Below are 13,613 nucleotides of genomic sequence, written 5' to 3' on the forward strand. Positions count from 1 at the left end.
GGCGCCTTTTTAATATCCCGGGGAAATCCTCCCGCAAAAAAGCCGGCGCCCGGCGGGGCTTTTCCGGGCCGTACAGCCTTTTTGTATATGCAGGGCTGGCCTCAATCACACCCAAAGGAGGTACGCACAATGAACTTAAGCGAAGAACGAAGACTGGAAAAACTCTACGCAGCGCTGGACGCAATGTCCCTTTCACCCCAAAACCGCGCGCTGGCCGAGGAATATTTGGACCCGTCGCAGCCGGAACAGGCATCGCTTCTTAAACAGGCGGAGCATCAGGATTTTTCCGCCATTGACAAGGACAGGAGGAGCGCATGCATCTCCTGGCTGGAGCACTTAAAAAAGCGCGGCCGGGAGGACGAATACGGCCGTTTCTTACGCTTTGCCGCCGCCACAGGCGGTTCTACGGCGTGCTACGTCCTGTCCTCCTATACATGGAACCTGCGCAATACCATTGCGTCCTCCCTCTCCCCGGAACAGGCGGCGGCCATCCAGGCTGAAGGGATCGTATGGGAGTTCCATTCCCTGCGCGAATGGGGGCTCCGGTCTGTCCTTGAGGTTGGAAAGCGGAATCCGGACATCCTCTGCCGCGCCATTGACTATTGCTGGAATAAGGACAGCGCCAATGCAAAGATACTCCTGGCCGCGCTCTGCCTCTCCTGCAAAAAGCCTCTCCGCGCAGCGGGCGTGGGACAGGAGCAGGGGGGCTTCAAAAAACTGTTCTCCCTTGTGCAAACCACCTTGTCGCAGGGAATATTTCAAAACAAATCAAAAAGTGAAATAAATATTTCAGATAAAGAAAATACGGACGAAAAATATGAAAAAATCGTTTCACTTCTTGAATCTTATCTTGCAGGAAGCCTGGAAAATATGTTTACAGGGGCAAAGCCTTCCGGCGGGGAGCTGGGGGAAATGAAAGAGTATCTGCGCTCTGCGGATCCGCTCCCCCCGCTCCCCGGATCCGTCTCTGCCGCGCTTGCGGGGAAACCGGTTTCCGCGTATCTCATGAAGCTCTCAGCCGGTTCCGCCTTCCTGGCCCTGGGCCACTCCGCCTTCTTTTCCCGTTTCCTGCGCCTTGCCATGGCTATGGATATGAGGCAGGCGCTGGACGCAATGGAAAGCATGGCGGAACAGCAGCGGTTTGAGAAATATATGCCTCTTCTGGAGGCGCTTCTGCCCGCGTCGGCAGAGCCGTATATTTCCTGGTGCCTGGAAAAGCAGCATCACACAGCTCTGAAACGGATGGCCGCGCAGTATCCGGACGAGATGAAAAAAGCGGCGCTGCAGGCCGCCGCCCCGGATCTTCCCTGCCTGCTGGAGTCCATCAAGGAGGGGAATGCGGCGCTCTATGACACGCTCACCAGAGAATTTGAGGCTGATTTTATGGAAAAAATGGCAGAGGGGCTGACAGAGGATCTGGGGGCCGGGGCGCGCGAGGCGAAGCGATTTCTTCTGGGCGAATGCAGCGCGGGAGATCTGGCGCCGTTTCTGGCGGACTTCAGAGCGGCAGGGCAGGACTACAGCCCGAAACGCCACCGCATCATTGGCGGCCTGAGCATGAAAAACGATACGCTTTATAAGCGGGCGCTTGTCCTGGAGGGCCTGTGCATGCGTTCCCGCTATTTCCAGATTGTGAAAATGCAGAACGGGCAGCCTGTGTATGATTATAAAGAGCCGATCCGGGAGGAGCGGATTGGAGGGCTCTTGGATCTCTATGCAGACGAGGCGATCCCGTTTGTCTGGCAGCTTGAGGCCATGGAGGGAATCTTAAATTCCTTTTACCTTGACAAAGATAAGAAGAAATTTACGGACGCCTGCGTTTCGGCGCTCAGAAAGCGCTGGCCGTCCATAAAGGAATCTGTCGCCGCAGGGGCGAAAGAGGGGAGCGCCTTTGGCCGTATTCTCTGTATCCGCCTTCTGGACGAATGCGGGGACAGCTATAAAGAACGGCTGCTTTCCTGCGCGCTTGACAGCTCGAAGCAGGTGCGGGAGCTGCTTTTAGCCGTCTATGAGAGCCGCCGGGAGTGGGCGCCGGAAATCAAGGCCATGCTCTCGTCGAAGAAATCCCAGGAGAGGGAGCTTTCTGTGCTTGTGTTAAGGAAATGGGGGGCGGACGCCTATGCGGAAGATCTGAAACGCGCCCTCGAGACGGAAAAAAGCAGGAAGGTCAGGGAGCTTATAGAAGATGCGCTGGGAATCAGCGCCGGGGAGCGGGAAAGCGCGTCCGCGGAGGGAGCAGACAGCATGGATGTAAGTGTGGAAGCCCTGACGGCCCGCATATTAAAGGGCGGAAAAAAGCGCAGGGTAGCCTGGGCCTTTGAGACGCCGTATCCGCCTGTGCGCCGGGCGGACGGGACGGATGCCCCTGAGGATACATACGCCGCTATCCTGGCCGCTTATGCGGATCTGGCGCTACCGGGTATCAGCCCGGACGCCCGTATCCTGGCAGACAGCTTAAATGCAGGGGATCTGGCCGCAAATATGGCGCTTCTTTTTAACCGCTGGCTGGAGACCGGAGCGCCGGCAAAACAGAAGTGGGTGCTTTACGCCGCTTCCATCCACGGCGGCGATGCAATCGTTCCCCTGCTCTATTCACAGATACAGGAATGGCCGAAGCACGCGAGGGGCGCGATGGCGGCGGAGGCCGTAAAAGCGCTGGCATTAAACGGGAGTACAGCGGCGCTTCTGCAGGTGGATCAGATTTCGCGCAAATTTAAGTTCCGGCAGGTTAAGGCCGCCGCGGGGGATGCCTTAAGCTTTGCCGCGCAGCAGCTCGGGCTAAGCCGCGATGAGCTGGAGGATCGCATCGTGCCGAATCTTGGTTTTGACGAGCGCATGGAACAGGTAATCGACTATGGCGCGCGCACGTTCCGGGCCGTCCTCTCGCTCTCTCTGGAGATCGACATCTTTGACAGCGACGGGAAGCGGTTAAAAAATCTGCCCGCGCCCGGGAAACGCGATGATGAGGAAACGGCCAGGGCGGCCAACGCGGCCTTCAAGCAGATGAAAAAGCAGCTTAAAGCCGTGGTATCCAACCAGAAGCTGCGCCTGGAGCAGGCGCTCATGACAAGACGCCAGTGGAGTGCGCCGCGCTGGACGGAGCTGTTCGTCAAAAACCCGGTTATGCATCAGTTTGCCATTTCCCTGATCTGGGGCGTCTATGAGGACGGCCGTCTGAAGGATACCTTCCGCTACATGGAGGACGGAAGCTTTAATACAGCAGACGAGGAGGAGTATGAACTTCCCGCCGGGGGCCGGATTGGGCTGGTCCATCCGGTGGAGCTTGATCAGGCGCTTTTGAGCGGCTGGAAGGAGCAGTTGGAAGACTATGAAGTAACGCAGCCCATTGAGCAGCTTACGCGCCCGGTCAGCCGTCCCACGACAGAGGAGGAGACCCAGACAGAACTGACGCGCTTTGGCGGCATGCTCTTAAACGGCTTATCGCTTTCCGGAAAGCTGCAGGGCATGGGCTGGCTCCGCGGCCCGGTCGAGGATGCGGGCGTGTACTCCACGTTTTACAGAGAAGACGACGGCCTGTGCGCCGTGCTCGAATTTTCCGGCTGCTTTGTGGGAGACGAGAACGAAGAGGTCACCGTCTACGGCGCGTACTTCACCGAAAGCGGCCAAAACAGGGGCGGGAGCTGTGTCTGGCGCGCCCTTAAAAAGGAAAACCAGATGGCGCTTGGGGATGTGGAAGCCGGGTATTTCAGCGAGGTCTGCCTCCAGCTTGCGAGGGCCACGGCCTCGAGTAAGGAGCAGCTCGCATATCCGGCGTGCAGACAGTAGGCGGAAAGCGCCTTTTAGGGAGACAGCCTGCCCGGGATCGGCGTTAGGAGCGATATCGATGCGATAATATGTAACGCAACGCCGCTGCCAGCAGACATGAGACACCGTATACAGATGCTTCCGCAGAAGCCATGAAGGCTGGCGACCCGGCATATGAACGGTATGTACTTGACAAGGGGAAACTGCAGGCAGGACTACTTGACAATCCGGATCAGGCTGCCCCCGCAGGCGTAGTCCTCATTGTATCTTATCCGAGAATTGAAGGCGCTACCCGGACTTCCTGCAAGGGTATGGGCTATTACGGAATAAGGCCGATCGGATATCATGATTGGTTTGTAAGAATAATCTTAGAAAGGCTTGTCAGCTTAAACAAAATAACGTATACTTATTTAGAATGGTTTCATTAAAAAAAGGGTAATCTGACGCTGGTTTGTGTGATGTTTTGTACGCATTGATACGGTTTGCATGTAATTTCCGTCATACAAAAAATCAGAAAAGCGAGAATGTCAAAATGTGTCCTTGTTATGCGGACATTATCCTTTTGAAGAAAAACTTCAAGTGTAAAAAGGAACGAAAATGAGAAAATTAGCATTAAGTGATGAGATACTTTTATCCGTTCAGCAGCCCGCCCGCTACATCGGCGGAGAGGTGAACTCCGTGGTCAAAGATCCGTCCCGGGTGGACATCCGTTTCTGTATGTGTTTCCCGGACGTATATGAGATCGGCATGTCCCATCTGGGCATTCAGATCCTGTACGATATGTTCAACCGCCGGGAGGACGTCTGGTGCGAGCGCGTCTATTCGCCGTGGCCGGATCTGGACAGGCTCATGCGGGAAAACAGGATCCCGCTGTTTGCGCTGGAAAGCCAGGATCCGATTCGGGCGTTCGACTTTTTGGGAATCACGCTGCAGTATGAGATGTGCTACACGAATATCCTGCAGATTCTGGAGCTGTCCGGGATTCCCCTGCATGCTGACGAGCGGACGGATGAGGATCCGATCGTGATCGGGGGAGGCCCCTGCGCCTATAATCCTGAGCCGATCGCTCCGTTTTTTGATCTGTTCTATATCGGTGAGGGCGAGGTGGTCTATTTTGAGCTCCTGGACCGCTATAAGAAGGTCAGAAAGCGCGGCGGCAGCCGGCGGGAGTTTTTGGAGGCCGCGGCCGGGATACCCGGCATCTATGCGCCTTCTTTTTACGAGATATCCTACCAGGCGGACGGGACGATTGCGGCTATGACGCCGGTTAATCCGCACGCGCCTGCCCGGGTGGCCAGGCAGCTCGTCATGGACATGGATTCAGCGTGTTATCCGGAAAAACCGGTCGTTCCCTTCCTGCGCGCCACCCAGGACCGGATGGTTCTTGAGATCATGCGAGGGTGTATCCGCGGCTGCCGTTTCTGCCAGGCCGGCATGATTTACCGTCCGGTGCGGGAGAGAAGCGCGGAGGAATTAAAGCGCCTGGCCCGCGCCATGCTTGCCAGTACGGGCCATGAGGAGATTTCCTTAAGCTCCTTAAGCTCCAGCGATTACAGGGAGCTTGCGGATATCGTAAATTTCCTCATCCGGGAGTTCGGGAAAACGGGTGTGAATGTGTCGCTCCCGTCCCTGCGCATCGACGCCTTTTCGCTGGATGTCATGAGTAAGGTGCAGGATGTAAAAAAGAGCAGCTTAACCTTTGCGCCCGAGGCGGGTTCCCAGAGGCTGCGCGATGTGATCAATAAGGGCCTGACAGAGGAGGACATCCTGCGCGGCTCGGCCCAGGCGTTTGAGGGCGGCTGGAACCGCGTCAAGCTCTATTTCATGCTGGGCCTTCCCACAGAGACAGAAGAAGACATTGAGGGTATCGCCGAACTGTCTGAAAAAGTGGCGGAGGTTTACTATGACACGGTTCCAAAGGAGCAGCGCCACGGCCGTGTGCAGGTCACGGCCAGCGCCTCCTTTTTCGTGCCAAAGCCCTTTACGCCCTTCCAGTGGGCCAGGATGTGCACCAAAGAGGAGTTTCTCAGCCGGGCCGGCATGGTCAGCCGGAAAATGAAAGAGATGTTAAACCGCAAAAGCCTGCGCTACAACTGGCATGAGGCCGATCTGACGGTGCTGGAGGGCGTTCTCGCCCGGGGAGACCGCCGCGTGGCCCCGGTGATTGAGGCCGCATACCGGGCCGGCGCGCGGTTTGATTCCTGGTCCGAACATTTCCGCAATGAGCTCTGGATGGACGCCTTTGCCTCCTGCGGCGTGGATCCCGATTTCTACACAGTGCGCGAGCGCAGCCTGGACGAATGCCTGCCATGGGATTTTATTGAGACCGGAGTGACAAACGAATTTTTAAAGAGAGAATGGAAGCGGGCGCTTTTAGAGATTGTAACGCCGAACTGCCGGGCAGAGTGCTCCGGCTGCGGGGCCCGGGCCTTTGGAGGGGGCGTCTGTTATGAAAATCAGAATTAAATTCAGCAAGCAGGGCCCGGTCCGCTTTATCGGGCACCTGGATGTGATGCGCTATTTTCAGAAGGCCGTCCGCCGCGCGGGTATCGATATCCGCTACAGCGAGGGCTTCAGCCCGCACCAGATCATGTCCTTTGCCGCGCCCTTAAGCGTGGGCCTTGTCAGCAACGGCGAATATATGGATATCGAGACACATTCCGCCATGCCGCCAGGGCAGATGGCAGACGCGCTCAACGCCTGCGGCGCGGAAGGGATCCGCGTGCTGAGCTGCCGCGTCCTGAAAGATTCGGCCAAAAACGCCATGTCCCAGGTGGCGGCCGCGGATTATACATTCTGGTTTAAGGAAGGCCGCGGGCCGGAGAGCGCGAAGGAGAGGACGGACTTTTATGAGGAATTCTGCGCATTCTGCGCCCGCCCTGTGATCGAGATCACAAAGCAGGCCAAAAAGGGAGAAAAAACCGTTGACATAAAGCCCTTTATTTATACGGTGTCCCGCATAGAGAACGGCGTTTTCATGAGGCTCTCCGCCGGAAGCGCGGCCAATGTAAAGCCCGAGCAGGTGCTGGCCGCCTTTTATGCGTCAAAGGGCATGGAATACCCTCCGTTTGCATTCCAGATCCAGCGCGAGGAGCTGTACGCCGACGCGGGGAACGACGGCGCGCACTGCTTTATCCCGCTGGAGGAATACGGGACAGAAGGGTGGGAGGCGTCTTGACGAAGCTGATTGTAACCGAATGGGACGGACGAATCCTGACCGCGCTTTTTGAAGAGGGGCGGTGCCGTTCTCTCAGCTTAAACCCCAAGGACGGACAGAGCCTTGTGGGCAATATTTATATCGGAAAAGTGAAGCATGTGGTAAAAAATATAGGCGCCGCCTTTATTGACCTTGGAAACGGCGTCACAGGCTATTACAGCCTGTCTGAAAACCAGGCGCACCTTTTTGCCGGAGCGCCGTCCGGCAAAGAAAAAAGAGCCGTCCGCCAGGGAGACGAGCTGATCGTCCAGGTCAGCAGAGACGCCGTCAAAACCAAGGATCCGGTGCTGACCTGCAATCTCAGTTTTACCGGGAAATATGCGGTGCTGACGCTTGGGAAAACACAGCTCGGCTTTTCTGCAAAGATCCGCGACGCGGCCTGGAAGGAGGCCTTGCGGGCGCGTCTGTCAGAGGAAAAACAGGCGGATTTCGGGCTGATCGTGCGTACCAGCGCGGAGCGAGCCGGCGCGGATCAGATCATCGCCGAGATCCGTGCGCTCCGCGCCAGGATGGAAGCAGTGCTCTCACTGGCCCCGATGCGCACATGCTTTTCCCTTCTGGAACAGGCCAAGCCGCCCCATGTCCAGGAGCTTCTCGACATGGATGTAAGCCGCCTGGAATGCATCGTGACCGACAGCGCGGAATGCTTTACCCAGATGGAACGCTGGATGAAAGAAGAACAGCAGGAAGAACTGTCCCGGCTCTCCTTTTATAGTGACAGCCTTCCCCTTGTCAAGCTTTACAGCCTGGAGTCGGTTCTTAAGGAAGCGCTCGGAAAGCGGGTCTGGCTCAAGTCCGGCGGTTATCTGGTGATTGAGCCCACCGAGGCCCTGACGGTCGTGGATGTCAACACCGGAAAATATACGGGAAAGAAAAACGTGGAGGACACGATCTTTAAGATCAATACGGAAGCCGCCATCGAGACGGCCCGCCAGCTCCGCCTGCGCAACCTTTCGGGCATTATTATCGTCGATTTCATTGACATGGCGTCAGAAGAGAACCGGGAACGGCTGCTTGCCATTCTGGACGGGGAGCTCAAAAAGGATCCGATCAAAACGGTTCTGGTGGAGATGACAAAGCTGGGGCTGGTAGAGATTACGCGCAAAAAAGTCAGAAAGCCTCTGTATGAAGCGGCCGGGACAGCCCACAAAAAACACCTCGCGGAATACTACCCGTGAATAGTAACGATGTCAAACAAAAAAAGCCTATATTCCCAAAAATCCAGTTGACAACCCGCCCGCCGGATGGTATATTATGTTAGTGTGCCGCACAGCGAGGCCATAAGTGCGCGAAAGCGCCGCCAAAGCTGGCGAGTAATGATAATCAGGAGGTGTGCCATCAAGATGTACGCGATTATTGCAACAGGTGGTAAACAGTACAAAGTGGCCGAGGGCGACGTATTAAAGATTGAGAAGCTCGGCAAAGCCGCCGGAGAGACCGTGACCTTTGATCAGGTTCTGGCCGTGAACGACGGAGAGATGAAGATCGGATGCCCGACCGTGGAAGGAGCCAGTGTTTCCGCCACTGTGGTAAAAGAGGGCAAGGGCAAGAAAGTGATCGTTTACAAGTATAAGAGAAAGACCGGATATCACAAAAAGAACGGCCACAGACAGCTCTATACAGAAGTAAAGATCGACAAGATCCAGGCTTAGTAAGCGATGATTCAGGTAAAGGTCTGCCGGGATGCCGCGAAAAGCGTCACAGGAATAGAGATAGAGGGGCACGCCGGATATGATGAATACGGGAAAGATATTATCTGCGCTGCTGTATCGTCCCTGGCGCTGAATATGGCGAATTCGGTGGAGGCGTTCACAAGGGATCGGTTTGACGCCCGCGTGGACGACGAAAGCGGCCGCTTTCTGTTCCGGTTTACGGGACCTGTCAGCCGGGAATCAAAGCTTTTGATGGATTCGCTTGTGCTGGGCCTCACAAATACAGCGCGGGCCTATGGACAGAAATATATCAGAATTCGATTTGAGGAGGTGTAAGCTATGTTTAACATGAACCTTCAGTTATTTGCTCATAAAAAGGGTGTTGGCTCCACGAAGAACGGCCGTGATTCCGAGTCCAAGAGACTGGGCGCCAAGAGAGCGGACGGGCAGTTCGTATTAGCCGGCAATATTCTTTACAGACAGCGCGGAACCAAGATTCATCCGGGCGTAAACGTAGGCCGCGGCGGAGATGATACATTATTTGCCAAGGTAGACGGTATTGTGAGATTTGAGAGAAAGGGCAGAGACAGAAAGCAGGTTTCTGTATACCCGAGAGCAATCAACGAATAATCCAGAAGGCTTCATACCCACCCGTATGAAGCCTTTTGCATTAACCGTTTGCAGGGCCTTTTCCCTGTGAGACGAGGAGGAGATTATGTTTGCCGACAGTGCAAAAATTTGGATCCGCTCCGGAAAGGGAGGGGACGGGCATGTGAGTTTCCGCCGCGAGCTCTATGTGGCCGCCGGAGGGCCGGATGGCGGAGACGGCGGGAGAGGCGGAGATATCATCTTTGAGGTGGACGACGGACTCAACACGCTGACCGATTTCCGGCATGTCCATAAATATGCGGCCGGGGACGGGGAACCGGGCGGCAAGCGCCGCTGCCATGGCGCGGACGGAAAAGACCTGGTGATCCGGGTTCCGGAGGGGACGGTTATCAAGGATTTCGAGAGCGGAAAGGTCATTGCCGACATGTCCGGCGATAACCGGCGCGAGATTATCTTAAAGGGCGGAAAAGGCGGCCTTGGAAATATGCACTTTGCCACTTCGACCATGCAGGTTCCGAAATATGCGCAGCCGGGGCAGGCCTCTAAGGAGCTCTGGCTGCAGCTTGAATTAAAGGTCATCGCGGATGTGGGGCTTGTGGGTTTTCCGAATGTGGGCAAATCGACGCTCATTTCCCGTGTCTCAAACGCAAAGCCGAAGATTGCCAACTACCATTTTACCACCCTGAACCCGCATCTGGGCGTTGTGGATATCGGAGAGGGACAGGGCTTTGTGATGGCTGATATCCCGGGGCTGATTGAGGGAGCCTCTCAGGGCGTGGGGCTGGGACATGCCTTTTTAAGGCATATTGAGCGGACCAGAGTCCTGATCCATGTGGTGGATGCGGCTTCCACAGAGGGCCGCGATCCGGTGGAAGATATACGGGCGGTAAACAGGGAACTTGAAGCCTATAACCCGGAGCTTTTAAAGCGCCCTCAGGTAATTGCCGCCAATAAGATGGATGCGGTCTATGATCCGGAGGCCGACAGCCCTGTCGCGCGCCTCAAAGAGGAATTTGAACCGGAGGGGATCCGTATTTTTCCGATCTCCGCCGTGTCAGGCCAGGGAGTAAAGGAGCTTCTGTACCATGTGCACGAGCTTTTGCAGAGCGCCCCGCAGACGCCGATCCGCTTCGAGAGAGAATTTGAATACCCCGAGGAGGCTGTTTCGCTCCCCTATACGGTGGAGCGCACAGACGGCGGCGTGTTTGTGGTTGAGGGGCCGAAGATTGAAAAGATGCTGGGCTATACGAACCTTGACTCAGAAAAAGGCTTCCGTTTCTTCCAAAATTTCCTTAAGACATCCGGGATTCTTAAGGAGCTGGAAAAGGCCGGGATTGAAGAGGGCGATACAGTGCGCATGTACGGGCTGGAATTCGATTATTACAAGTGATTTACAGGAAACAGGAGCAAACATTCATGACAAGCAAACAGAGAGCGTATTTAAAGGGCCTTGCGATGACAATGGAGCCGGTTCTGCAGATTGGAAAGTCGGGCGCAACCCCGGAGCTGACTTCTGCAGTTGCCGAAGCGCTGGAGGCCAGGGAGCTCATCAAGCTGGGCGTCCTGAAAAACTGCATCGACGGCGCGAATGAGCTGGCCGCTGTCCTTGCGGAAAGGACCCATTCCCAGGTGGTACAGGTGATTGGGAAGAAGATCGTCCTTTACAAACCGGCGAGGGAAGAGAAAAACAGAAAAATTGTATTGCCGCGATGAAAGGAGACGGGCTGGCTATGGACCGAATCGGGATATTGGGAGGAACCTTTGATCCCATTCATCTGGGGCATCTGATGCTGGGCAGGCAGGCATACGAGGAATATAAGCTGGATTCGATCTGGTTTATGCCGTCCAAGATCCCGCCTCACAAGCGGGATCACACCATCACGCGAGCCGACGCGCGCTGCGCCATGGTGGAAGCGGCGATCCGACCATATCCGCACTTTGTCTTATCGGATTTTGAGTTAAAGCGCGCCGGAGGAAATACCTACACGGCTGATACGCTGCGCCTTTTGAAGGCCGCGTACCCGGATACGGAATTCTATTTTATCTTAGGCGCTGATTCGATCCGGGATATCGAAAAATGGTATTATCCGGAATATGTGCTGAAGGCTGTCACATTTTTAGCTGCGGAGAGGGAGTGTGAGGAGCAGAAGCGCTCTCTGGACCGGCAGATTGCATATCTGACCGGTAAATACAGCGCCCGGATCCTGCGGCTTCACTGTATGGAAATGGACGTGTCCTCAGCGCAGATCCGGGAGCGGCTGGCAGAAGGAGAGCCTGTGGATGAATTTCTGCCGCCGGAGGTCCTGTCCTATATCAACCGGACAGGGCTGTACCAAAAAGGGCCGCAGGGCAACCGTTCAGACAACGTAAACCGTCACGCCGCCGTTCACACGCCTCCTTACTAAGAGGGAGGTGTTAAAGAGACCGGATATGCGGGCACAAGACAGAAAAAGGGGCAGAGAGAATGATTGAAATCGATAGCATACGAAAGAAACTGGAGGCCAGACTCACGCCGGCCCGCTATGAGCATACGATCAGCGTATCGTTTACCTGTATGGCTCTGGCTATGAGATACGGGTATGATCTGGAAAAAGCGGAGCTGGCCGGGCTGCTTCACGACTGCGCGAAGCGCTATGATGATCACAAAATCATCAAAAAATGTGAAAAGCACGGCATTGCGCTCACAGACAGCGAGCTGCGCTCTCCGGCGGTGATCCACGCGAAGCTGGGAGCATTTCTGGCGGAGCGCAAATTCGGCGTATCGGATCCGGAGATTCTGTCTGCGATCGCCTGCCACACGACAGGCAAGCCGCAGATGGGGCTTTTAGACAAGATCCTGTACGTTGCCGATTATATTGAACCAAGGCGCGATAAAGCGCCGGGGCTGACAGATATGCGCCGGCTGGCCTTTGAGGAGCTGGACGAGGCGCTGTATCAGATCTTAAAGGGCACGCTGGCCTATTTGGAGCGAAGCGGCCATTTTGCGGACGAGATGACGCAGAAGGCGTTTGAAGCCTGTGAGGAGCTGCGCCGAGGGAAAGAGGAGCCGCTCGCTGAAAACGAGGACACGAAGGGAAAGGAGGACGCATCCACTGATGATGGATCCAAAGGAATTAACAAAAACAGCCGTAAAGGCCATCGAAGAAAAAAAAGGAGAAAACATTAAAATCATCGATATCCGGAAGGTGTCGGTCCTGGCAGATTATTTTATAATCGCAGACGGAACGAATGCGAGCCAGGTCCAGGCCATGGCGGACAACGTGGAGGAGACGCTCGCAAAGGCCGGCTGCCCGTGCCGCCAGATAGAGGGATACCGCACCGCCAACTGGATATTAATGGACTATGGCGATATCATCGTCCATGTCTTCTCAAAGGAAGATCGCCTGTTCTATGATCTGGAGCGAATCTGGCGGGACGGAATCATGATTGATCGGCCGGAAAATCTGTAATCCACCGGATGATCGGCAGAGTTTATTTTTAGTTACAGGCGAACGCCGGGCAGCCGTTGAGCGCGGGCAGTTCGCCTGCAGCCGTTGGCAGAAGAGGAGAGGAGCGGCGGTTCAGGTGTTTCAGACTGTTAAAAAGAGGCGGACGCCTGAGAGTTCCGGAGAGGAGCAAATCGATGCATGGATTGGGTACATTCATCAACTGTTTGGGAGTTCTGGGCGGTGGCGCTCTGGGGCTGTGCCTGAGAAAGGGACTGGCTGAGCGCTACCAGAGCAGCCTAATCACAGTCTGCGGGCTGTCCACCCTGTTTCTGGGGATCGCCGGGACACTGGAAGAGATGCTCGCCATCGAGGGCGGCGTTCTCGCCTCCCATAAGACTATGATGATTCTGTTTTCGCTTGCCCTTGGCGCGATAAGCGGCGAAGCGCTGGATATCGAAAAGCATATCGGGGAATTCGGACAGTGGGTCAAAATCCGGTCCGGAAGCGGGAATGACGCCTACTTTGTAGACGGTTTTGTCAGCGCCTCCCTGACCATCTGTATCGGCGCCATGGCGGTGGTCGGCTCTATCGAGGACGGCTTAAACGGCGATTTCTCCACGCTGGCCGCCAAGGCCGTCCTGGATCTGATCATCGTACTGGTTCTTACCTCATCGCTTGGCAAAGGATGCATCTTTGCTGTGATCCCCCTGGGACTGTTTCAGGGGAGCATCACACTTCTGGCCGGGGTCATCGAGCCTCTTCTCACCGCAGAGGCGGTTTCCAACCTGTCCCTGGTAGGCTCCATGCTGATCTTCTGCGTGGGCGTGAATCTGTTGTTTGACAAAAACATCCGGGTGGCAAACCTGCTTCCCTCGCTTGTCTTTGCCGTAGGAAGCGCCTTTATCCCGCTGCAGATTCTCAGATAAGCACAATGATGCCCCG

13 protein-coding genes and 1 pseudogene are annotated in these 13,613 nt (G+C 55.6%); all 14 read left to right on the top strand.

Annotated features, from left to right (window positions below; translation table 11 throughout):
* The first annotated feature begins 129 nt into the window (after window positions 1–129).
* The 14 genes and pseudogenes from NFS31_RS04885 to NFS31_RS04950 all read left to right on the top strand — a co-directional run bounded on the left by NFS31_RS04885 (window position 130) and on the right by NFS31_RS04950 (window position 13,597).
* The gene (locus tag NFS31_RS04885; RefSeq protein ID WP_251492206.1) at window positions 130–3,786 is read left to right on the top strand and encodes a DUF4132 domain-containing protein; all 3,657 of its coding nucleotides are present in this window, start codon (window positions 130–132) and stop codon (window positions 3,784–3,786) included.
* A 131-nt stretch (window positions 3,787–3,917) separates the two neighbouring features.
* Window positions 3,918–4,193, top strand: a complete 276-nt coding sequence (locus NFS31_RS04890; protein ID WP_251492208.1) for a hypothetical protein — start codon at window positions 3,918–3,920, stop codon at window positions 4,191–4,193.
* Window positions 4,194–4,362: 169 nt separating this feature from the next.
* Window positions 4,363–6,231, top strand: a complete 1,869-nt coding sequence (locus NFS31_RS04895; RefSeq protein WP_251492211.1) for a TIGR03960 family B12-binding radical SAM protein — start codon at window positions 4,363–4,365, stop codon at window positions 6,229–6,231.
* Window positions 6,215–6,943, top strand: a complete 729-nt coding sequence (locus NFS31_RS04900) for a TIGR03936 family radical SAM-associated protein (RefSeq protein ID WP_251492213.1) — start codon at window positions 6,215–6,217, stop codon at window positions 6,941–6,943. The genes NFS31_RS04895 and NFS31_RS04900 overlap by 17 nt, the downstream gene beginning before the upstream one ends.
* Window positions 6,940–8,160, top strand: a complete 1,221-nt coding sequence (locus NFS31_RS04905; RefSeq protein WP_251492215.1) for a ribonuclease E/G — start codon at window positions 6,940–6,942, stop codon at window positions 8,158–8,160. Before NFS31_RS04900 ends, NFS31_RS04905 begins: the two co-directional genes overlap by 4 nt.
* 165 nt (window positions 8,161–8,325) lie before the next feature.
* Window positions 8,326–8,634 carry a 50S ribosomal protein L21 gene (gene rplU, locus NFS31_RS04910; protein ID WP_251492217.1) on the top strand — a complete coding sequence of 103 codons (309 nt, stop codon included), beginning with the start codon at window positions 8,326–8,328 and terminating at the stop codon, window positions 8,632–8,634.
* 6 nt (window positions 8,635–8,640) lie between these two features.
* Window positions 8,641–8,970, top strand: coding sequence for a ribosomal-processing cysteine protease Prp (locus NFS31_RS04915; protein WP_251492219.1), 330 nt, complete (start codon window positions 8,641–8,643; stop codon window positions 8,968–8,970).
* Window positions 8,971–8,973: 3 nt separating this feature from the next.
* Window positions 8,974–9,264, top strand: a complete 291-nt coding sequence (gene rpmA, locus NFS31_RS04920; protein WP_160226685.1) for a 50S ribosomal protein L27 — start codon at window positions 8,974–8,976, stop codon at window positions 9,262–9,264.
* 85 nt (window positions 9,265–9,349) lie between these two features.
* Window positions 9,350–10,633, top strand: coding sequence for a GTPase ObgE (gene obgE / locus NFS31_RS04925; RefSeq protein ID WP_251492221.1), 1,284 nt, complete (start codon window positions 9,350–9,352; stop codon window positions 10,631–10,633).
* A gap of 26 nt (window positions 10,634–10,659) precedes the next feature.
* On the top strand, window positions 10,660–10,956 hold the full coding sequence (yhbY, locus tag NFS31_RS04930) for a ribosome assembly RNA-binding protein YhbY (RefSeq protein ID WP_251492223.1): 297 nt from the start codon (window positions 10,660–10,662) through the stop codon (window positions 10,954–10,956).
* Window positions 10,957–10,973: 17 nt separating this feature from the next.
* Window positions 10,974–11,648, top strand: coding sequence for a nicotinate-nucleotide adenylyltransferase (gene nadD, locus NFS31_RS04935; protein ID WP_251492224.1), 675 nt, complete (start codon window positions 10,974–10,976; stop codon window positions 11,646–11,648).
* A 59-nt stretch (window positions 11,649–11,707) separates the two neighbouring features.
* A pseudogene (yqeK, locus tag NFS31_RS04940) lies at window positions 11,708–12,256 on the top strand (bis(5'-nucleosyl)-tetraphosphatase (symmetrical) YqeK); the annotation flags it as partial.
* 85 nt (window positions 12,257–12,341) lie between these two features.
* Complete coding sequence (rsfS, locus tag NFS31_RS04945) at window positions 12,342–12,692, top strand: ribosome silencing factor (RefSeq protein ID WP_251492452.1); 351 nt, start codon at window positions 12,342–12,344, stop codon at window positions 12,690–12,692.
* A 173-nt stretch (window positions 12,693–12,865) separates the two neighbouring features.
* Window positions 12,866–13,597, top strand: coding sequence for a DUF554 domain-containing protein (locus NFS31_RS04950; protein ID WP_251492228.1), 732 nt, complete (start codon window positions 12,866–12,868; stop codon window positions 13,595–13,597).
* Window positions 13,598–13,613: the final 16 nt, after the last annotated feature.

This window comes from Otoolea muris, from assembly GCF_943193115.1.
In the GTDB taxonomy this organism is placed as follows: Bacteria; Bacillota; Clostridia; order Lachnospirales; family Lachnospiraceae; genus Otoolea; species Otoolea muris.